Origin of the sequence: Acinetobacter sp. ANC 4910, from assembly GCF_004331035.1 — a bacterium.
Classification (GTDB): Bacteria; Pseudomonadota; Gammaproteobacteria; order Pseudomonadales; family Moraxellaceae; genus Acinetobacter.
Genome location: NZ_SJNT01000006.1, coordinates 81,646 through 101,396, shown reverse-complemented (window position 1 = coordinate 101,396; position 19,751 = coordinate 81,646). Strand labels below are relative to the sequence as shown.

19 protein-coding genes are annotated in these 19,751 nt (G+C 42.0%); 14 read left to right on the top strand and 5 right to left on the bottom strand.

Going from position 1 to position 19,751, the window contains the following annotated elements; genetic code table 11:
- Window positions 1-300 precede the first annotated feature (300 nt).
- The gene (locus tag E0H82_RS08415; protein ID WP_131264218.1) at window positions 301-867 is read left to right on the top strand and encodes an FMN-dependent NADH-azoreductase; all 567 of its coding nucleotides are present in this window, start codon (window positions 301-303) and stop codon (window positions 865-867) included.
- Between the two features lie 55 nt (window positions 868-922).
- Here the strand turns inward: E0H82_RS08415 and E0H82_RS08410 are convergent, their stop codons facing one another.
- Window positions 923-1,834, bottom strand: coding sequence for an alpha/beta hydrolase (locus E0H82_RS08410; protein ID WP_131264217.1), 912 nt, complete (start codon window positions 1,832-1,834; stop codon window positions 923-925).
- A 159-nt stretch (window positions 1,835-1,993) separates the two neighbouring features.
- On the opposite strand from E0H82_RS08410, the gene E0H82_RS08405 reads away from it, so the two are divergent.
- Entirely contained in the window at window positions 1,994-2,431 is a 438-nt protein-coding gene (locus E0H82_RS08405; protein ID WP_116759144.1) for a DUF2147 domain-containing protein, read from the top strand.
- A 66-nt stretch (window positions 2,432-2,497) separates the two neighbouring features.
- On the opposite strand, the gene E0H82_RS08400 is transcribed toward E0H82_RS08405, so the two are convergent.
- Window positions 2,498-2,848, bottom strand: a complete 351-nt coding sequence (locus E0H82_RS08400) for an arsenate reductase (protein ID WP_131264216.1) — start codon at window positions 2,846-2,848, stop codon at window positions 2,498-2,500.
- Window positions 2,849-3,324: 476 nt separating this feature from the next.
- Window positions 3,325-4,143, bottom strand: coding sequence for an exodeoxyribonuclease III (locus tag E0H82_RS08395; protein WP_131264215.1), 819 nt, complete (start codon window positions 4,141-4,143; stop codon window positions 3,325-3,327).
- A gap of 40 nt (window positions 4,144-4,183) precedes the next feature.
- On the opposite strand from E0H82_RS08395, the gene pyrE reads away from it, so the two are divergent.
- Together pyrE and E0H82_RS08385 are read left to right on the top strand one after the other, a co-directional pair.
- Window positions 4,184-4,834: an orotate phosphoribosyltransferase gene (gene pyrE / locus E0H82_RS08390; RefSeq protein ID WP_131264214.1), complete on the top strand. Its 651-nt coding sequence runs from the start codon at window positions 4,184-4,186 to the stop codon at window positions 4,832-4,834.
- A gap of 187 nt (window positions 4,835-5,021) precedes the next feature.
- On the top strand, window positions 5,022-5,690 hold the full coding sequence (locus E0H82_RS08385) for a DUF6585 family protein (protein ID WP_131264213.1): 669 nt from the start codon (window positions 5,022-5,024) through the stop codon (window positions 5,688-5,690).
- 1 nt (window position 5,691) lies between these two features.
- Here E0H82_RS08385 and E0H82_RS08380 read toward each other — a convergent pair whose 3' ends face one another.
- On the bottom strand, window positions 5,692-5,892 hold the full coding sequence (locus E0H82_RS08380; protein ID WP_131264212.1) for a DUF3565 domain-containing protein: 201 nt from the start codon (window positions 5,890-5,892) through the stop codon (window positions 5,692-5,694).
- Window positions 5,893-6,014: 122 nt separating this feature from the next.
- Here E0H82_RS08380 and gshB point away from each other — a divergent pair, with 122 nt between their 5' ends.
- The 8 genes from gshB (at window position 6,015) to lpxC (ending at window position 15,372) form a co-directional block, all read left to right on the top strand.
- Window positions 6,015-6,962 carry a glutathione synthase gene (gshB, locus tag E0H82_RS08375; protein WP_131264211.1) on the top strand — a complete coding sequence of 316 codons (948 nt, stop codon included), beginning with the start codon at window positions 6,015-6,017 and terminating at the stop codon, window positions 6,960-6,962.
- A gap of 309 nt (window positions 6,963-7,271) precedes the next feature.
- Complete coding sequence (murG, locus tag E0H82_RS08370) at window positions 7,272-8,369, top strand: undecaprenyldiphospho-muramoylpentapeptide beta-N-acetylglucosaminyltransferase (protein WP_131264210.1); 1,098 nt, start codon at window positions 7,272-7,274, stop codon at window positions 8,367-8,369.
- Between the two features lie 12 nt (window positions 8,370-8,381).
- Window positions 8,382-9,830 (top strand): UDP-N-acetylmuramate--L-alanine ligase, encoded by a 1,449-nt coding sequence (gene murC, locus E0H82_RS08365; RefSeq protein WP_116759135.1) that lies wholly within the window; start codon window positions 8,382-8,384, stop codon window positions 9,828-9,830.
- Window positions 9,831-9,881: 51 nt separating this feature from the next.
- Window positions 9,882-10,811, top strand: a complete 930-nt coding sequence (locus E0H82_RS08360) for a D-alanine--D-alanine ligase (protein WP_131264209.1) — start codon at window positions 9,882-9,884, stop codon at window positions 10,809-10,811.
- Between the two features lie 3 nt (window positions 10,812-10,814).
- Window positions 10,815-11,669, top strand: a complete 855-nt coding sequence (locus E0H82_RS08355) for a cell division protein FtsQ/DivIB (RefSeq protein WP_131264208.1) — start codon at window positions 10,815-10,817, stop codon at window positions 11,667-11,669.
- Between the two features lie 64 nt (window positions 11,670-11,733).
- Window positions 11,734-12,996 (top strand): cell division protein FtsA, encoded by a 1,263-nt coding sequence (gene ftsA / locus E0H82_RS08350; protein WP_131264207.1) that lies wholly within the window; start codon window positions 11,734-11,736, stop codon window positions 12,994-12,996.
- A gap of 161 nt (window positions 12,997-13,157) precedes the next feature.
- Window positions 13,158-14,345, top strand: a complete 1,188-nt coding sequence (ftsZ, locus tag E0H82_RS08345) for a cell division protein FtsZ (protein ID WP_131264206.1) — start codon at window positions 13,158-13,160, stop codon at window positions 14,343-14,345.
- 124 nt (window positions 14,346-14,469) lie between these two features.
- Window positions 14,470-15,372 (top strand): UDP-3-O-acyl-N-acetylglucosamine deacetylase, encoded by a 903-nt coding sequence (gene lpxC / locus E0H82_RS08340; protein WP_131264205.1) that lies wholly within the window; start codon window positions 14,470-14,472, stop codon window positions 15,370-15,372.
- 96 nt (window positions 15,373-15,468) lie between these two features.
- Here lpxC and E0H82_RS08335 read toward each other — a convergent pair whose 3' ends face one another.
- The gene (locus tag E0H82_RS08335; protein ID WP_116759130.1) at window positions 15,469-15,909 is read right to left on the bottom strand and encodes a DUF721 domain-containing protein; all 441 of its coding nucleotides are present in this window, start codon (window positions 15,907-15,909) and stop codon (window positions 15,469-15,471) included.
- Between the two features lie 108 nt (window positions 15,910-16,017).
- On the opposite strand from E0H82_RS08335, the gene E0H82_RS08330 reads away from it, so the two are divergent.
- Both E0H82_RS08330 and aceE read left to right on the top strand, forming a co-directional pair.
- A complete protein-coding gene (locus tag E0H82_RS08330) occupies window positions 16,018-16,707 on the top strand; it encodes a M23 family metallopeptidase (protein ID WP_131264204.1) in 690 nt (229 codons plus the stop codon).
- Between the two features lie 328 nt (window positions 16,708-17,035).
- Entirely contained in the window at window positions 17,036-19,750 is a 2,715-nt protein-coding gene (gene aceE / locus E0H82_RS08325) for a pyruvate dehydrogenase (acetyl-transferring), homodimeric type (protein WP_131264203.1), read from the top strand.
- Window position 19,751 lies beyond the last annotated feature (1 nt).

The window sequence follows — 19,751 nt, the reverse complement described above, 5'->3', positions numbered from 1 at the left end:
AAGCAAAATTTTCTTGAGTCTATGTTTAGGCGATGCAGTAGATGGGGAAGATGATTTTGTCGTCATTGATTTTTATTCCCTCGACATCAACAGTTCCTTTGTTGTTTTAAAGCGAGAATTGTTTTTGCTAACCATAGCATAAATTTTAAACAATCTATCGATTGCTTTACATTTCCTTTTTCTGTGAGTTAAATTTGTTCTAAAAATAGAACATAGTGTATTAACTGAGATAATTATTCTATTTTTATAGATAGCCTAAACTTAGCCCTATTCCAAGAGAGCAAAAATTAGGGTGGCATCATGAAAGTTTTACATATCGACTCAAGCATTTTAGGTACAGCATCGGTTTCTCGCCAATTAAGCCAAGCGATTGTTGAGCAATTACAAGCGAAGCACGACAATTTGCAGGTTGAGTATTTGGATTTGGCCGCACAACCGATTCCGCATTTAACAGCGGAAATTTTAATGGGTCAGAATGCTGAGCAAGCAGCATTGGGTGAACAGATTATCCAGCAGTATTTAGCCGCAGATGTGGTCGTTGTCGGTGCAGCCATGTACAACTTTGGTTTGGCTTCAACCTTAAAAGCATGGATTGATCGTATTAGCGTTGCAGGTAAAACCTTTAAATACACTGAAAATGGCCCTGTAGGTTTGGCTGGCAATAAACAGGTCTATATTGCTAGCAGTCGTGGCGGTGTCTATGGCGACAATAGTCCTGCAGATTTCCAAGAAGGCTTTTTGAAAACTGTGTTTAACTTTACAGGTGTCGAGCAGGTAGATGTCGTGCGTGCTGAAGGTGTCAACATGGGTGAAGAACTGAAAAATAAAGCCATTGAAGCCGCTTTGGCACAGGTTAAACTCATCTAAGCTTGAAGATTTAGAAACGAAAAGGTCAGCATGTGCTGACCTTTTTTATGGCAATTTAATTTTTATCTAGGCGGTGCGCGAATGCGGCTAAATCGGCTAAAGCTTGCTGTGCTTCTGCAAACCAAGCGCTGAACATTTGGAAATTGTGCCACATCCCCGTATAAATTTTAAATTCAACTTGAACGCCTGCAGCCTCGGCTTGTTGCTGAAAGCGTTGTCCATCATCCATTAAAATTTCTTTAGAGCCGACCTGAATCAGTGTAGGCGGTAAACCCGTCAAATCATCGAATAAAGGCGAGACGCGTGGATCACCACGATCAATGCCCGCAGGTAAATAGTAATCAATGCCTGCTTCTAAGGCTTCTATAGAGAGCAAAGCATCATGTTTTTGGTTAAAGCGCAGCGATTCACTGGTCAGGGTCAAATCTAAAAATGGCGAAAGTAAAATTAAGCCGCTGACTTGTTCGAGTTGTGCTTGGCGGATTTTAATGGCCAAAGCAACTGCAAGGTTTGCTCCGCAAGAATCACCCGATAAAATAATATCTTTGGCTAGAACACCTTGATCCAGCAAATTTAAATACATCTCAAATAAAGCATCAATTGCTTCTGGGAAAGGGTGTTCTGGTGAGAGTGGATAATCGACATGCAAAACTTGCATTTGTGTTCGTGCTGCAATCTGGCTTAAAAATGCACGATGCGTTTTAAGTGAGCCCAGAAAAAAAACGCCACCATGAATATGAAAAATGAGCTGGGTTGATTCCTTTTGCGGTTTGAGCTCTTCAGCATGAAATTGCCCTAAACGTAAGGGGCGAACTTGGACATCTGCCTGAGTCGGAAAAAGTTTACAGAGTTGTTCTAAGCCCTGTCGCAGCATATTCGGGGGAAGATTATATTGGCTAGGCGTACGGATGGTCGTTTTTAAAAGGCTTTCTGTAATGAATTGTTTCCACGGTGCTGAAATCTTCATGGTTGTTCCATTTTGTTATAAATTATGCCTAAATAGTGATCTATTTACCCCCAATAATTACAAGGGTACACTAAACAGTCACATTCAAGAATTGCAAATTTGTTGTGGCTTTACAATACTGAAAGGCGTCTACAGAACAGACTAGGGAAATCAACAAAAATGAAAAAGATTGCACTTGCATTAGGATTGCTCGGATTCACCGTACTTGCCAATGCGGCTGATCCGTTAAATGGTACAGTTTGGAAAACAATTGATGATAAAACCAAACAACCGCGTGCGGTTGTGAAATTTACTGAGCAAAAAAATGGTGTTTTGACTGCCAGTATTCAAAGCATTTTAACGCCGGGCGAAGAAAATGCCTGCAGTAAATGTGAAGGTCCATATCACAACAAATCACTAAAAGGCCTCACCATTGTTCGTGGTCTAAAAAATGCTGGTGGTACGAAATATGATGAAGGTACGATTTTAGACCCCAAAAATGGCAAAACCTATAGCTTGAAAGGTGAATTAACTTCTGGCGGCAAAAAGCTTGAGCTTCGTGGTTATTTGGGTGTAGCTGTATTAGGACGTAACCAAACTTGGGTTCGCGTCAACTAAAGCGGTAAAGAGATGTGAAAAAGCCTGATAGATAATCAGGCTTTTTTTATGATCAAAATTGGTGCTTTAAGCCGAAATTGCTCGATAGGCGGCTTCATCAAAACCGACAATATATCCTTGTGCGGTTTGTAAAACGGGGCGTTTGATTAAACTGGGCTGTGCAATCAATGCTTCAATTAATTGGTCTTGGGAAGTAAGAGCGTGTTGTTGTTCTGCTTCGCTGAGTTTACGCCAAGTAGTGCCTTTCTTATTTAAGATGAGCGCTTGCCCGACTTGTTCTAGCCAAATTTTGAGTGTTTCGGCATCAATCCCTTGCTTTTTATAATCATGAAATTCATACGCCAAGCCCAATTCGGTCAATAGATCAAAGGCTTTTTTCATAGAGCTACAGTTTTTAATGCCATAAATTTTAAGCATGCAGAATAAATTCCCGAAGATAATGATTGAGCATAGGGTAAACAAAAAAATCCGCTTTCTCTAGCAGTGCAGGAAAATTAGGCGAAAGATGTTAGTGCCATGGGAATTGTCATCGAATTGCAATCTAAACTTGGCATGCTATGTTCATGAAGAACAAGAATGTTAAAACAATCAGAACATCAGCGCTTAAATAAAAATAAGCAATAAAAAAAGAGAAAACCCGCATTTAATCATCCTGATTATGCGGGTCTCATTACAACGTCCATTGTCACATCCTTGAAAACAAACTCAAAATGAGTTGTGTTTTATTCCATCCTACGGCTTCCTATCCCTTTGCTGTCATCCTGACATGTCCCTGTGCCGTGCCGCTATGATGCCGTTTCTGCCTAAGGATAAAAAGACCACAAATACGTCATGTGCTGTGAGCAAAAAGATAATATTGAGTGAACATTTGTTCACTCAAATAAACCAATTCATTAAATTTGATAGTCAATAATGACGGGTGCATGGTCACTAAACCATTCATCTTTATAGACCCAAGCATTGACTGTGCGTGACTTCCAGTCGGGTGAACAGGCTTGGTAATCAATACGCCAACCCACGTTCTTGGCACGGGCCTGTCCACGATTCGACCACCAAGAATAAAGTTCAGCTTCTTTGCGTACTTCGCGGAAGGTATCGACATAACCGAGTTCATCATAAATATGATCGAGCCAAGCACGTTCATGTGGTAAACAACCGGAAGATTTTTGATTGCCTGACCAATTTTTAATATCAATGCGTTTATGCACAATGTTGTAGTCGCCACACACAATGATCGATTTATTTTCAGCACGCCATTGTTTGAGAATCTGTTGATAATTTTCCAAAAAATGATCTTTGCGTGCTTGCGCTTCGTCACCTGACGAACCCGAAGGTAAATACAAAGAGCAAATATGTACGGGTTGATCTAAACCTAAATCAAATTCTGCACTGATAAAACGCCCTTGAGAGTCAGCCAGTTCAAAACCTAAACCATCTTGGACTGACACAAAGGGTAAACGGCTATAAATGGCCGTACCGGCATAACCTGCACGTTCCGCAGGGAATAAATGTGTGTGCCAGCCTTCAGGTTTAAATTTATCCGTCCATTGTGCATGCGTGATACGGCTTTCTTGCATACACACCACATCGGCATCGGACTGTTCTAACCATTCCAATAAGCCTTTGGTTACGGATGAACGTAAGCCATTTACGTTAATTGAAACCACTCGTAAAATTTTTTGATCACTTGGGTAGCTACTCTTTGGTATCATGCGCAGTCATAACCTCAATGTATGAATTTCGGAGCACCTCATGTCAACGCCAGCTCAATTTAACCCACAAGCATTTATCGAACTCGCTTTATCACGTGGTGTGCTTAAATTTGGTGAGTTTACTTTAAAATCAGGCCGAGTGAGTCCTTATTTTTTTAATGCAGGTTTATTGAATGATGGTGAGGCTCTATCGCTGTTGGCTTCTGGTTATGCAGATAAATTAACCCAGTGTGATCATGTTGAAGTGGTGTTTGGTCCTGCATATAAAGGGATTCCTTTTGTCGCAGCAACGGCTGTGGCTTTATCGCAAAATCATGGTGTGAGTGTGCCATGGGGCTTTAACCGTAAAGAAGCCAAAGACCACGGTGAAGGTGGTGTATTGGTCGGCGCAGCGGTTGCAGGCAAAAAAGTCTGGATCATTGATGATGTGATTACCGCAGGAACGGCCATTCGTGAAGTGGTGACCATTCTGAAAAATGCGGGTGCACAAATTGCAGGTGTATTGGTGGCTTTAGACCGTCAGGAAAAAGGTCAGGGTGAATTATCTGCGATTCAAGAAGTACAAAAAGAATTGGAAATTCCTGTACATGCTTTAATCACCATGAAAGATTTAATGAATTATTTAGATGCGAAAGGTGAGCAAGAGGCTTTAGCAAAAATGGAAGCTTACCGTGTGAAATACGGCATCTAAGTCTATATGGACTTGAAAAAGGAAGCGATGGCTTCCTTTTTTATTAAATTAATTTAAGTGTTTAATTATAATAATTAGATTATTTTATGCCTATTAACTTTAAATTGTATAACTTAATCTTACTAATTATGATCTATAAGATTATAAGTTAATTTTATCATTAAAAAAATATTTTACGAGAGAACAGATGAGTAGAAGAATAATTGCACAATACCGACAGACCTTTATTCTAAGAGCTATGGCAACAGCAGTATTACTGTTTATTGCATTCTTATGTAGTGAACAGAGAGCTATTGTTGGATTATGTTTTTGTTTACTTATGCTTGTATGGATTTGGGGATTTAAGGAAAAAATAATTTTGTATCCAAATCAATTACAAAAACAAAGTCTTTTTGGCACACAGGTAGTAAATTTAAACGCAAAAACTGAGTATTTTTATAAGTTTACTCAGATTCGGGTGCAAGGTGTAAATGCGGGTCAGCATACTTATATTACGGTTAAAAATGGTAATCAGTCTATTAAGGCAAATAGTAATATTAAAAATATAGAAGATTTATATACAAAATTAATTCAGATTGAAGTTCAAAATTTGGAGCCACAAATTCAAAAAGCCTTACAAGAAAGAAGTAGTTTAAGTTTTGGCGTAATGAAAGTGTCGGCTACAGGTCTTGCTTATAAAAACAAAATGCTGACTTATGCTGAAATAACTGATTTTGGTATTGAAAATGGATCTTTTTTTGTTAAGAAGCAAGGTGTGAATGGAAATTTCTTTAAAATTCCCATTGCAGCTATTCCTAATATGACCACTTTTTTTATGATTTTAGACCACTATATTCAAGAAAAGTTAGCTGCTTAGTTTAATGATCAGTATCAGGCACCTCACATTTCTTACACTCTAGCATCACGCCTAATTTCTCTTTCCGCCCTTGTTCGGTTATGACCCATGGGCGATTTTGCCAAGGGGGCGTGTGGCGGACATGTTGAGTGTGTCCACAGGCTAAATCGGCTACCCAATGTTGTTCATCATCTAAATGGAAACCAATAATGGCTTGCTGCATAGCAGAATCCTCAACAAGTTATACAAAATTATCCATAAGCGAAAATAGAAATTCAGAAATAGAACTGAATAATCTCCGTTATACTCCCTGTAGATTATACTTTTTAAAAAAGAGCTTTGATTATGCGTGTACTTGTTGTGATGGATCCCATCGAAAGTGTCAATTTGAAAAAAGACTCAACTATGGCCATGTTGTGGGCGGCAAGTCGTCGCGGGCATGAACTGGGTTATGCATTACAACAAGATTTATATATCGAGCAGGGTAAAGCGTTTGGTTTAATTGCGCCGTTACAAGTATTTGAAGATTACAATCACTATTATGAGCTGGGTGAAAAAAAGAAAGAATCCATTGCAGCTTATGACGTGGTGTTGATGCGTAAAGATCCGCCATTCGATATGAACTTTGTCTATACCACCTACATTTTAGAGCAGGCAGAGCGCGAAGGGGCGTGGATTATTAACAAACCACAAAGCCTGCGCGATTGTAATGAAAAACTGTTTGCAACCCAGTTTCCAGAACTGCAAGTGCCGACTTTGGTCACTTCACAGCAAGGTTTGATTCGTGAATTTATTAAAGAACAAGGCGATGTGATTGTCAAACCGTTGGATGGTATGGGCGGCATGGGGATTTTCCGTCTTTATCAAGATGGTGTGAATATTGGCTCAACCATTGAAATCTTAACCAATCATGGTGCTCAGCCGATTATGGCACAGCGTTATATTCCTGAAATTGTCGAAGGCGATAAGCGTATTTTGATGATCAATGGTGAGCCTGTACCGTATTGCTTGGCGCGAATTCCACAAAATGGTGAAGTTCGAGGTAACTTGGCTGCGGGTGGCTTGGGTGAAGCCCGTCCATTGACCGAAAATGACCGTAGCATTGCAGAAAAAGTGGGTCCTTTCTTACGTGAGAAAGGTCTGATTTTTGTCGGTCTAGATGTCATTGGCAATTATGTGACGGAAATTAATGTGACTAGCCCAACCTGTATTCGTGAAATTGATAACCAATTTGGAACCCAAATTGCGGACGATTTATTTGCCGTATTAGAAGCGGGTCGCCCAACCGTTTAAGCCAAGGTTGAATCCAATGAATACCTCAACCACATGTGTGTGGTTGAGGTGTGTGCAGAACTTTTTAGGGTCAAGATCTTGGTGCAAGATGTGCTTGAAAATGCAAGGTGGTTGCTGTTTTTAACAAAGATAGAGGTTTTTTGTACTAGATTAATAATAAAACTTGTTTAAACTTACAAAACTGAAGAAAAAAACAATGAAACGCTGGGGGAAACAAAGTAAATAAACTTTCGCGCCTTCTCGTTTGTGATTACAATTGTTAACTTAAATGAATTTTTTGCCTATTTTTTTGAATTGAAGAATTAAACCGTGACTGATGTACAGCAAATAAAGCCCAAACGCGTGATGATGATGGCCGCTGGTACTGGTGGACATGTTTTTCCAGCACTTGCCGTTGCAAAACAATTGCAGCAACAAGGAACACAAGTGTCTTGGTTGGCAACACCTACAGGCATGGAAAATCGGTTATTAAAAAATCAAAATATTCCAATTTACCAAATTGATATTCAAGGCGTACGTGGCAATGGTGTGGTACGCAAATTATTGGCACCTTTTAAAATTCTAAAAGCAACCCTAAGCGCCATGCGCTATATGAAACAGCTGAATATTGACGCTGTTGCTGGTTTTGGTGGTTATGTGGCGGGGCCGGGTGGCTTGGCAGCACGGGTTTTAGGTATTCCTGTGCTCATTCATGAGCAAAATGCCATAGCCGGGTTTACCAATACGCAATTATCGCGTGTCGCGACCACAGTGTGTCAGGCTTTTCCGCAGACATTTTCCGAACAAGCCAAAATTGTGACTACAGGTAATCCTGTACGCAAAGAAATTACCGAAATTTTAAATCCGTCTTGGCGTTATCAAGAACGTGAAAAAAGCCATCAAGCCTTACGTATCTTGATTGTGGGCGGTTCTTTGGGTGCGAAAGCGCTGAATGAATGTGTACCCGAAGCCTTAAAACTATTAAATGTGCCACTTCGTGTCTATCATCAATGTGGTCAGAACCATACAGAAGCAACACAGGCACGTTATGCCAATGCACCTGCGAATTTGGACGTTGAAGTGCATCCGTTTATTGAAGATATGGCTCAAGCGTATTCAAATGCCGACCTCATTATCTGTCGTGCGGGTGCTTTGACTGTGACAGAAATTGCCACAGCAGGTGTTGCGGCTATATTTGTACCGTTACCCAGTGCTGTGGATGACCACCAAACTGCCAATGCCAAGTTCTTAGCGAATATTGGGGCTGCGAAAATTTGTCCGCAAGCCAATATGAGCCCTGAAAGTTTAAAAGAATTGTTAGTGCCGTTAATGAACCGTTCACTATTGTCCGAAATGGCAGTCAAAGCGCGTCAACAGGCTCAACCCGATGCAACTCAACATGTCGTTGAGTTAATTCAAGAATTGTGATTAGAGTAAGCTATGTCTCCATCTACACCTGCTGATCAAGCAAAGAAATTAATTAAAATCCCTGAAATGCGTCGTATTAAGCACATCCATTTCGTGGGTATTGGTGGTGCTGGGATGTGCGGCATTGCGGAAGTATTGAAAAACCAAGGCTATAAAGTGTCTGGTTCAGATATCAAGGCATCGAAAACCACGCTACAGCTCGAAGAAAACGGGATTAAAGTTTATATCGGGCATGCAGCAGAAAATATCCAAGGCGCCAATGTTTTGGTGGTTTCAACAGCCATTGATCCAGAAAATCCTGAAATTAAGGCGGCAATTGAACATCGCACACCTGTGGTTCGCCGTGCAGAAATGCTGGGTGAGTTGATGCGTTACCGTCATGGTATTGCTGTCGCTGGAACACACGGTAAAACCACAACCACCAGTCTTGTGACTTGTATGTTGGCTGAAGAAAACCTAGATCCAACTTATGTGATTGGTGGTTTGTTAAATCGTACGGGCGTTAATGCAGCGCTGGGTGCAAGTCGTTTTATTGTGGCTGAAGCAGACGAGTCAGATGCATCTTTCCTGTATTTACAGCCAATGGCAACCATTGTGACCAACATTGATGCTGATCATATGGACACCTATGGTGGCAGCTTTGATGTGCTGAAAGACACTTTTATTCAGTTTTTACAAAAAATGCCATTTTACGGTTTGGCTGTGGTGTGTGGTGATGATGCCAACATCCGTGAAATTATGCCGCGAATTGGTCGTCCATTGGTGACTTACGGATTTAACGAAGACAATGACATTCGTGCAGTAGACATTGCACAAGAAGGCATGCAGTCACACTTTACCGTATTACGTAAAGACCGTGAGCCTTTACGCCTGACTATTAACCTGCCTGGTTTGCATAATATTTTAAATGCCCTTGCTGCAATTGGTATTGCCACCGATGAAGGGGTATCTGATGCTGCGATTGCACGTGCACTAGAAGGTTTTAGTGGTGTTGGTCGTCGTTTCCAAGTTCAGGGTGAGTTTGAGTTGGGCGAAGGCAATGTGAAATTGGTGGATGACTATGGACATCACCCGAAAGAAGTAGAAGCGACCATTAAAGCAGCACGTGCCAGCCATCCAGACCGTCGTTTGGTGATGTTGTTCCAGCCGCACCGTTTTAGTCGTACCCGTGATTGTTTTGATGATTTTGTTGATGTGTTGTCACAAGTTGATCAATTGTTGTTATTAGAAGTTTATCCTGCTGGGGAAAAACCAATTGTGGGCGCAGACAGCCGTGCATTGGCGCGTAGTATTCGTTTACGTGGTGAAGTTGAGCCCATCTTGGTCGATCCAGTAGAAGGGAACTTGCCGAATGTAATGCGTAAAGTGTTACAAGCGAATGACTTGTTATTAACACAAGGCGCAGGTAATGTGGGAGCTATCTCAGTTGAGCTGGCGCAGCATCAATTATATGTAGATTAATTGCCGTCTTCGGTTTCAATTAAAAAGTTATAACAGTTTAAGGATAAAAACGTGTCAAATGCTTCAAAGTTCGGCAAAGTTGCCGTGTTGCTTGGTGGTAAATCAGCTGAGCGTGAGGTTTCTCTCGATAGTGGTCAGGCTGTACTTGAAGCATTGATTCGTTCTGGGGTAAATGCTGAGGCATTTGATCCTCAGAATCGTAGCGTGACAGAATTGGTCAATTATGATCGTGCTTTTATTGTATTGCATGGTCGTGGCGGTGAAGACGGCCAGATCCAAGGTGTATTGGAGTGGTTAAACATTCCTTATACAGGAACTGGTGTTCAAGGTTCAGCCATTGGTATGGACAAAGTTAAAACCAAACAAATCTGGCAAGGCTCAGACTTACCAACTGCGCCGTACCGCATTATTGATAAAGACAGTGATTTAGCAGAAGTGGTTGAAAGCTTAGGTTTACCACTCATTATTAAGCCTGTACATGAAGGTTCTAGTGTAGGCATGAGTAAGGTTGAAAAAGCTGAAGATTTGGCTGCTGCAATTGTGAAAGCAACCCAGCACGACGCTGTAGTGATGGCGGAAAAATGGATTACAGGGCGTGAATTCACCATTTCATTTTTAAATGGTCAACCTTTACCTGTGATTCGTTTGCAACCTCCTGCGGATGTGGCTTTTTATGATTATGAAGCGAAATATCAACGTAATGATGTGCAATATGGTATTCCGTGTGGTTTAACGGAAGCAGAAGAACAACGTCTACAAGCATTGTGTTTACGCGCATTCCAAGCGGTTGGGGCCAGTGGTTGGGGACGTATTGATGCCATGCAAGATGAACAAGGCAACTTCTGGTTACTTGAAGTCAATACAGTACCCGGCATGACCAGTCACTCCTTAGTGCCCAAAGCAGCCAATGCGGTCGGCTATAGTTTCGATGCGTTATGTGTTGCAATTTTAGAACAAACACTTACAGGTGCAGCACACTAAGTTATGGCTCAACTTCCAGCATCGATGCGGCGCAAACGCGCTGCAATTACCTCGATTCACGACAAACCACCCACGCGAAAAGAACAGCTGACTAACGTGGGTGGTTGGTTGCTCTTGGTCATTGCTTTTGTGGTTTTGGCTGCTGGAATATTTGGCTTATACAAAGTGATGACCGATGCCCGTGTAGCGGATCTGGATGTGGTCGGAACACGTTCCGATGCTGAGCATCGTCAAGTGATGGTGCACGTGGCACCAACTTTACAAAATAATTATTTTACTTCTGATTTAGAACAAATCCGTGACCGTGCTTTAGAGCTGTCATGGGTAGATCGAGTCGTGGTTTCTCGAGCATGGCCGAATGCGATTCGCGTCCGAGTCATGCCTCGCCATGCGATTGCCCGTTGGGGAACTGGGCGTTTGCTGAGCGATAGTGGCGATATTTTTGCTGAAGTGACACCCAAAAATTATCAACAATTGCCGTTGCTTCATGGGCCGATCAGCCAATCCAAAACCATGATGCGTCGCTATAATGAAATTAATCAGTTATTCCTTCCAGTCAACCTTCGGCTAAAAGAATTATATTTAACGGAGCGTATGACTTGGTTTATGCAGTTTGATTCTGGATTACGTGTTATTGTTGATCAGGATCAAACCATGAGTAAGCTACAACGCTTAAGTCATCTCGCACAAAGTGATTTGAAACCTGTGTGGTCACAAATCTCAGCAATCGATTTACGTTATAGGAACGGCCTAGCGATTCAATGGAAAAGCGCAGCCCCACCCAAAATTGTAAATGGTCACTTTGTTGTAACGATTAATGACACAGGCATTGCGGATGGGATAAGTGCAAAGCCATAATGGTTGGCTTTATAAATAGAGGCGTAAAGCCATAAATTAAACAAACATGTAATGGTAGTAAATAATGAGTGAAGCTGTTCCCTCAGTTGTTGCGATTGACATTGGGACACATAAAGTTTCAGTTTTGATTGGTAAGGTGCACGCCCCAGACAAGATTCAAGTCATTGGGATGGCGACTGCACGTAACCGCGGTATGAACAAAGGCAAAATCGTGAGCTTGGATAAAGTCATCACGGCGATAAAAAATGCGGTTCAGGAAGCGGAAGATATGGCTGAGTGCCGTGTGCATTCGGCTTGGGTTTCTATTCCAAGTGCAGAATTAAAAAGTTTTTATGCTTCGGGGCGTACCCCAATTGAAAACGCTGAACATAGTATTAGCACCAATGAAGTGGTCAGAGCATTAGAGTTGGCTAAAGCCAGCCATGTCACTTCAGACCATTATTTGGTGAGTGCAGTCCCGCTTGGTTTTGAATTGGATGATTCCCCAGAATGGGTACAGAATCCGATACGAATGTCTGCACACAGTATGAAAGGGCATTATCAGTTGATGATGTTACCCATCAGTACCATGCAAAATCTGGATCGTGCCATGAAAGGCGCGAACATCACCGTAGAAAAAATGGTGGTGTCCTGCTTGGCAACGGCAGAAGCCAGTTTGCTGAAAGACGAAAAAGAATATGGGGTTTGTTTGCTCGACATGGGCGCTGGAACCACCAATCTTGCGGTCTATTTAGATGGGCGTCTGGCGATGGCGGAAACCTTGCAGCGTGGCGGTGAACATGTGACACGCGATATTGCTGCAGTCTTACAAACCACAACTGAAGAAGCAGAACGAATCAAGTTGCTCTATGGTTGTGTCGACTTAAAAGTGGTGAAACCAGATCATATGATTCAAATTCAAGGCATTGATGGTCCGCAAACCATCAGCCGAATTGAATTATCCGACATTATGATTGCACGCTATGAAGAAATTCTGACCCAAGTTCGAGAAGCACTTGAGCGTAGCGGTGCAATTCATGGTTTATACCATGGCGTGGTCTTGACAGGTGATGCTTGTCAGATTGAAGGGATGGTCAGTTTAGTGCGCCGGATGTTGGGTATTTCAGCGCATTTAGGCAATCCACCTGTACAAGTTTATGCTGATGAACCTTATTTGGCATCCCTACGTCGTTCCCAATACGCAACGGCGGCAGGTTTGTTGATGTTCAGTCAAGGAGATCCCCAAGAGACCTTGGTAGAAACCGTAGATCCTGAAACACTTTCGTTTTGGAAACGTGCTGGACGAGCATGGTCAGGATTAAATGATAAGTTGAAGTCTATTTTTTAGTGGTATTTTTAAGGAATATTGTTTGGAAGTTGTACGTTAAGCGGTCAAGACTTGACAAGCTAAACATTGAACAGCATTCTAAAATCAATTTTATTTATGCAGATCAAGGCAGTATACGGGCTTAAGTGACTGCCAATTACGAATTAGGAAATTTAAAGGTCATGGCCTCATTTGAATTTTTAGAAGATGATCAGAACGATAGCAACGGTCAAGCCCGTTTCACTGTATTTGGTGTAGGTGGTGCAGGCGGTAACGCTGTTCAACACATGTTGGAATCAGATATTCAAGGTGTAAAATTTGTTTGTGCCAATACGGACAAACAAGCTTTGGACCGTATGAATGCACAATTTAAAATCCAGTTAGGTGAACAGAGCACCCGTGGCTTGGGTGCAGGTGCAAATCCTCAAGTGGGTCAAACGGCGGCCGAAGAAAGCCGTGAGTTGATCCGCCAGCATTTAGAAGGCACCGACATGGTGTTTGTTACTGCAGGTATGGGTGGTGGTACAGGTACAGGTGCTGCTCCAGTCGTTGCAGAAATTGCCAAAGAAATGGGGATTTTAACGGTGGGTGTAGTGACAACACCGTTTAATTTCGAAGGTAAGCGTCGTCAACAGTCTGCTGAAAAAGGCATTGAGGCTTTAGAAGCGCATGTCGACTCGCTCATTATTATTCCAAACCAGCGCCTGTTAAAAGTATTCCGCGATATCTCGATGAAGGATGCTTATAAAAAGGCGGATGACGTATTACTCAATGCAGTACGTAGTATCTTCGATCTAGTGGTTCGCCCTGGTCACATTAACCTTGACTTTGCGGACTTGAAAACTGCAATGAGTACCCGTGGTTATGCCATGATGGGTGCAGGCTCAGGTCGTGGTGAACATCGTGCGCGTCAAGCTGCAGAACAAGCGATTCGTAGTCCGTTATTAGATAACGTGACCATTATGAATGCGAAAGGTATTTTGATTAACGTGACAGGTGGTGATGATGTCACCTTTGGTGAAATTGAAGAAATCACCGATGTTGTGAACCAAATTGTAGACTTGGATGAAGGTCAAGTTTTCTACGGCACGGTATTTGATCCAGATGCGCGTGATGAAATTAGTGTGACTGTGATTGCAACTGGTTTAACTCGCAATTCGGCAGATGCGATTGAACCTGTGAAGCGTGCAGCTACGCAGGTTTCACGTTCTGCAACAACTACACATGCTGTGGTTGAAGAAGATGACGTTCCTGCAATTCAGCGTCAGCAGGCGGATGCTCCCGCAATAAATGCTGCTTCATCTGCTGGTGCATCACGTCCAACACCAATGAGTATTCAAGATTATTTGAAAAATCAGCAACGTAAGTAATTATTTTTCAATAACTTGCTTTTAAAACACTATAAAAGGTAGCGTTATCGCTACCTTTTTGTTTTTTATCAATGGCTAAATATGCTAACGTATAGCGGATTTATGGGCAGATGATAGAAAAAGCATGTTGAAACAGCGTACCCTGCAACGTGTCGTGAAAGCGAGCGGTATTGGTCTTCATAGTGGGCAAAAGGTGTTAATGAACTTTGTGCCGCACCATGTGGATGGGGGTATTGTGTTCCGTCGTATCGATTTAGATCCGCCCGTGAACATTCAAGCCGATGCGATGCTAATTCAAGAAGCCTTTATGTGCTCTAATTTAGTTCAGGAAGATGCCAAAGTAGGTACTATTGAGCACGTGATGAGTGCAATCGCAGGTTTGGGTATTGATAATTTAATTATCGAAGTCTCTGCTTCAGAAGTGCCAATTATGGATGGCAGTGCTGGTCCATTTATCTACCTGTTAATGCAAGGTGGGTTGATTGAGCAAAATGCACCCAAAAAATTTATCCGAATCTTAAAGCCTGTAGAAGCATTAATTGATGATAAGCGTGCAATTTTTACGCCGCATTCAGGTTTTCAGCTGAATTTCACCATTGATTTTGACCATCCCGCATTTAAAAAAGAATATCAGTCTGCCACCATTGATTTTTCAACTGAAACTTTTGTGTACGAAGTCAGTGGGGCACGTACATTTGGCTTTATGAAGGACTTGGATTACTTAAAAGCCAACAATTTGGCTTTAGGGGCAAGTTTAGACAATGCCATTGGTGTGGATGATACTGGTGTGGTTAATGAAGAAGGTTTGCGCTTCTCAGATGAATTTGTTCGTCACAAAATATTAGATGCTGTAGGCGATTTATATTTATTAGGACATCAAATTATTGCGAAATTTGATGGATATAAGTCAGGTCATGCCCTGAATAACCAATTATTACGCAATGTTCAAAGTGATCCAACCAGCTATGAAATTGTAACATTTGATGACATAGATCAATGTCCAATCCCTTATGTAAGTGTGACATAAGTCATTGTCTTATATAGGCTACGTTATAATATAACAAATAAAAATGAGAATTAAGTCACTTTTTTAATCAAAGCATTTTCCAGCCCTAGCTTTAGCTTACTTTTTATTGCTTGCCAAACGTAGCATCGCTTGGCTAAGCTTAGGGTCGCTCACAAAGTCGGCAGCCCCCTTTAATAAATCTTGGGTTTCTGGGCTAAGAGATCGTGAAGATGGTTCAGGAGCAGGTGTGGTTGTTGAGGAAACTCTTAAACGAACCTGTATTTTTTGTAAATCTTTGAGTTCTTCTAGTTGAGCCAATTGCACAATATATTGCTTTTGTAAGTAACCAAGTTGACTCACCATCGCTTGATTTTCACCCGTTACGGTCAAAACACCATATTGATAACAAGCAACCTGCCATTGCTCTGGTTGAGGCAATAACGGTTGAATGAGTTTGCTAAGTTTCTGCCATGCAGCAACTTGCGTTGAGAGAAACGATAAGTTTCCTGTTTTTATGCGTTTTCTTGTTTGTTGAAAGAGATTCTCTGGTTCAGACATACATATTACCTTCATATTTGTGTCTTAAGCTTATGCGCTCCTTTCAGTAGATATCAAGGAAGAGGTCACGCAAGGAACTTTTGTAAGAACAGTTTAAAGAGGTTTTTTATGCACACAAGACGTATTTTATTGGCGTTTTCTTTAGCCGCTTCGACCGCATCGGTCGCTTTCGCGGATTTAGTTCAATTAAATTCTAATACCACGGCTTCGCCAGATCGTATCGAACAACTGACTCAAACTTTAGCGCAAGGTTCGTATGCTGAACTTGAAGACATTGATCTTCCTGCAAGTACGCAAATGTCCGTCAAATTGCGTGAAAAAACTGTTGAACTAAACAACGAATCAATTGCTAAAAAATACGGCACTAAAACTTCGTATTCTGCATCTTCAAATAGTCCTTATTCATGGTTAGTGACTCACCCATTGCCAGACATGAAACGCATCAGTTCAAGTTTTGGTGGACGTACCATGGGTGGCCGTGCTGAACATCATTCAGGTTTAGATTTGTCAGCGCCAAGTGGCACACCAATCTATGCAACGGGTTCTGGTGTTGTGACCAAGTCGGGCTGGGGTTCGGGTTATGGTCAATATGTTGAAATTAACCACGGCGATGGTTACATCACGCGTTATGCACATGCTTCACGTTTAATTGCACGTGTCGGTGACCGTGTAGATGCGGGTGAACATATTGCGAATGTTGGCTGTACAGGTCGTTGTACTGGTCCACATTTACATTATGAAGTTGTGAAAGATGGTCAGCGTAAAAATCCATCGACTTATTTAGCTATGTTGCCGTAATCGCACCTGACTATTTAAGCTAAGAATTCTTCAAAAGGCAGTTTATTGGGTTTCACCTCTTTCCCATGGGCTGCCTTTTTGTTTCCGATATTTGCACCAAAATAGGGATGTTCCCTGTATCTTTTTTTCATACTATCAGGCAAAAGAACTTTGTTTGTATAAAAAAACAACATTATTGGCGATTTTTTGTTAATTTGAGTGTTAAATCGTCAGCAATTATTTATTTTATAAATAGTGGTACCTTTCCGTATTCAGCTGTAGCGATAACTTCTAATACCAAAGTATGGTACATATACATAATAGATTAAGCTCAAGGAATAGGTGGATTATGGCGTTTTATGGCGATACAGATGCGCAAGAAACCCAAGAATGGCAAGATGCTTTTGATTCGGTTTTAAAACACATGGGAACAGAACGTGCTGCATTTTTATTAGAAAAATTATATCAACGTGCAATCGCGAAACATGTTCCTATTCAGCGCTTAAATACTCCTTATTTAAATACGGTTTCTGTTGAAGAAACCCCAGCCATGCCAGGTGATCAGGATATGGAGCGCCGTATTCGTGCGCTGATCCGTTGGAATGCCTTGGCAATGGTATTACGTGCGAATAAAACAGGTGATGACCTAGGTGGTCACTTGGCAAGTTTTGCCTCTTCTGCAACTTTATATGATGTAGGCTTTAACCATTTCTTCCGCGCGAATAGCGATAGCTTTGGCGGCGATATGATTTATTATCAAGGGCACTGTGCTCCTGGTATTTATGCACGTTCATTCCTTGAAGGACGTTTAACTGAAGAACAGTTAAGTAATTTCCGCCGTGAAGTGGGCGGTAACGGTTTACCAAGTTATCCGCATCCATATTTGATGCCTGACTATTGGCAGTTCCCAACGGTATCAATGGGTCTGGGTCCAATCATGTCAATTTATCAAGCGCACATTCAGAAATATTTAATGAATCGTGGTTTGATTAAAGAAGAAAATCGTAAAGTCTGGGCTTATCTGGGCGATGGTGAGATGGATGAGCCAGAAAGTACGGGTGCAATTTCACTTGCTGGTCGTGAAAAACTGGATAACCTGATTTGGGTGGTGAACTGTAACTTACAGCGTCTAGATGGCCCAGTACGTGGTAACGGTAAAATCATTCAAGAATTAGAATCTTTATTCCGTGGTGCGGGCTGGCGTGTCATTAAAGTTGTATGGGGCCGTCATTGGGATCCACTACTTGCAAAAGACAGCACAGGCGCTTTAAAAGCGGTCATGGAAGAAACAGTTGATGGTGAGTACCAACGCTATCAAGTGAAAGGTGGTGCATATACACGTGAGAAATTCTTTGGCAAGTATCCAGAAGCTGCGGAACTTGTAAAAGATTTAAGCGATGAAGACATCGATAATCTGAACCGTGGTGGTCATGACCCGTACAAAGTTTTTGCTGCCTATGCAGAAGCAATGACAGCCAAAGGTCAACCAACCGTTATTCTTGCGAAAACTGTTAAAGGTTACGGTTTGTCTGAAGAAATTGAAGCGGTGAATAAGACTCACCAAATCAAAAAAATGCAGGTCGATTCTTTAAAGTATGTACGTGACCGCTTCAACCTGCCATTTACAGATGAGCAACTAGCAGAGCTTCCATTCTATCGCCCAAGTGAAAACTCGCCAGAAATGAAGTATATGAAGGCGCGTCGTGAAGCGTTAGGTGGCTATTTACCTGCACGTCGTAAAGAGAGTGAGCAATTAGCCATTCCTGAATTGTCGGTATTTGATGCAGTGTTAAAAGGTTCTGCAGGCAAAGAACAATCCACCACCATGGTCATGGTTCGTTTAATTGCTTCTTTACTTAAAGAAAAAGCCATTAAAGACCGCGTAGTACCAATCGTTCCAGATGAAGCGCGTACTTTTGGCTTAGAGGGTATGTTCCGTCAGTTGGGTATTTATGCCGCACATGGTCAGAAATACACGCCTGAAGACCAAGAACAATTGATGCATTACCGTGAAGCTAAAGACGGTCACATGCTACAAGAAGGGATCAACGAAGCAGGTGCGATGAGCGCATGGGCAGCGTTGGCAACCAGTTATTCAACCAATAACTTGCCAATGATTCCAATGTACATGTACTACTCAATGTTTGGTTTCCAACGTATTGGCGACATTGCATGGGCAGCAGGTGACGCACAAGCACAAGGTTTCTTATTGGGTGCAACCGCAGGCCGTACCACACTGAACGGTGAAGGTTTACAACACCAAGATGGTCACTCACATATTCTTGCGAACACCATTCCGAACTGTATCTCTTATGATCCATGTTTCGGTTATGAATTGGCAGTGATTGTGCATGATGGTTTACAACGTATGTATGTGAACCAAGAACGTGTGTTCTATTACTTAACCGTGATGAATGAAAACTACGAGCATCCTGAAATGCCTGAAGGTGTTGAAGAAGGCATTAAACGTGGTATGTACTTGTTGCAAGAAGATGAAAAAGCAACGGTTCAGCTCATGGGTTCAGGCGTGATTCTGCGTGAAGTGATTAAAGCTGCGAAAATTTTACGTGACGAATACCAAATTCACTCAAACGTGTGGAGTGTGACCAGCTTTAATGAGTTGGCGCGTGATGGTATGGCGTGTGAAGAATACAATCGCTTACATCCTTTGGCTGAACAAGCGAAAGAAGCATGGGTTTCTCAGTTACTTCGTCCAACTGATGGTATCGTGGTGTCTGCGACCGATCATATGCGAGCGTATAGCGAACAGGTTCGTGCTTACTTGCCTGACAACCGTCCGTTCGTTGCTTTGGGTACAGATGGTTATGGCCGTTCAGATACGCGTGCCAACTTACGTAGCTATTTCGGTGTAGATGCTGCACACATTGTAGTTGCGACCTTGAAAAAATTAGCAGATGAAGGTGAAGTCGATGCGCGCTTAGTCAAAGATGCGATTTCTTCATTTGAGTTAGAGACAGACCGTCCAGTGGCATGGGCCCCTCAGGCACATCCTGAAGTTCATGCAGTTGCAGACTACAAAGAACAATCAGGTGAGGAGAACTAAG

Bases quoted from the DNA above. Each gene is read 5' to 3' on its own strand.
- E0H82_RS08415 (WP_131264218.1), top strand. From the start codon at position 301: ATGAAAGTTTTACATATCGACTCAAGCATTTTAGGTACAGCATCGGTT.
- E0H82_RS08410 (WP_131264217.1), bottom strand. From the start codon at position 1,834: ATGAAGATTTCAGCACCGTGGAAACAATTCATTACAGAAAGCCTTTTA.
- E0H82_RS08405 (WP_116759144.1), top strand. From the start codon at position 1,994: ATGAAAAAGATTGCACTTGCATTAGGATTGCTCGGATTCACCGTACTT.
- E0H82_RS08400 (WP_131264216.1), bottom strand. From the start codon at position 2,848: ATGCTTAAAATTTATGGCATTAAAAACTGTAGCTCTATGAAAAAAGCC.
- E0H82_RS08395 (WP_131264215.1), bottom strand. From the start codon at position 4,143: ATGATACCAAAGAGTAGCTACCCAAGTGATCAAAAAATTTTACGAGTG.
- pyrE (WP_131264214.1), top strand. From the start codon at position 4,184: ATGTCAACGCCAGCTCAATTTAACCCACAAGCATTTATCGAACTCGCT.
- E0H82_RS08385 (WP_131264213.1), top strand. From the start codon at position 5,022: ATGAGTAGAAGAATAATTGCACAATACCGACAGACCTTTATTCTAAGA.
- E0H82_RS08380 (WP_131264212.1), bottom strand. From the start codon at position 5,892: ATGCAGCAAGCCATTATTGGTTTCCATTTAGATGATGAACAACATTGG.
- gshB (WP_131264211.1), top strand. From the start codon at position 6,015: ATGCGTGTACTTGTTGTGATGGATCCCATCGAAAGTGTCAATTTGAAA.
- murC (WP_116759135.1), top strand. From the start codon at position 8,382: ATGTCTCCATCTACACCTGCTGATCAAGCAAAGAAATTAATTAAAATC.
- E0H82_RS08355 (WP_131264208.1), top strand. From the start codon at position 10,815: ATGGCTCAACTTCCAGCATCGATGCGGCGCAAACGCGCTGCAATTACC.
- ftsA (WP_131264207.1), top strand. From the start codon at position 11,734: ATGAGTGAAGCTGTTCCCTCAGTTGTTGCGATTGACATTGGGACACAT.
- ftsZ (WP_131264206.1), top strand. From the start codon at position 13,158: ATGGCCTCATTTGAATTTTTAGAAGATGATCAGAACGATAGCAACGGT.
- lpxC (WP_131264205.1), top strand. From the start codon at position 14,470: ATGTTGAAACAGCGTACCCTGCAACGTGTCGTGAAAGCGAGCGGTATT.
- E0H82_RS08335 (WP_116759130.1), bottom strand. From the start codon at position 15,909: ATGTCTGAACCAGAGAATCTCTTTCAACAAACAAGAAAACGCATAAAA.
- E0H82_RS08330 (WP_131264204.1), top strand. From the start codon at position 16,018: ATGCACACAAGACGTATTTTATTGGCGTTTTCTTTAGCCGCTTCGACC.
- aceE (WP_131264203.1), top strand. From the start codon at position 17,036: ATGGCGTTTTATGGCGATACAGATGCGCAAGAAACCCAAGAATGGCAA.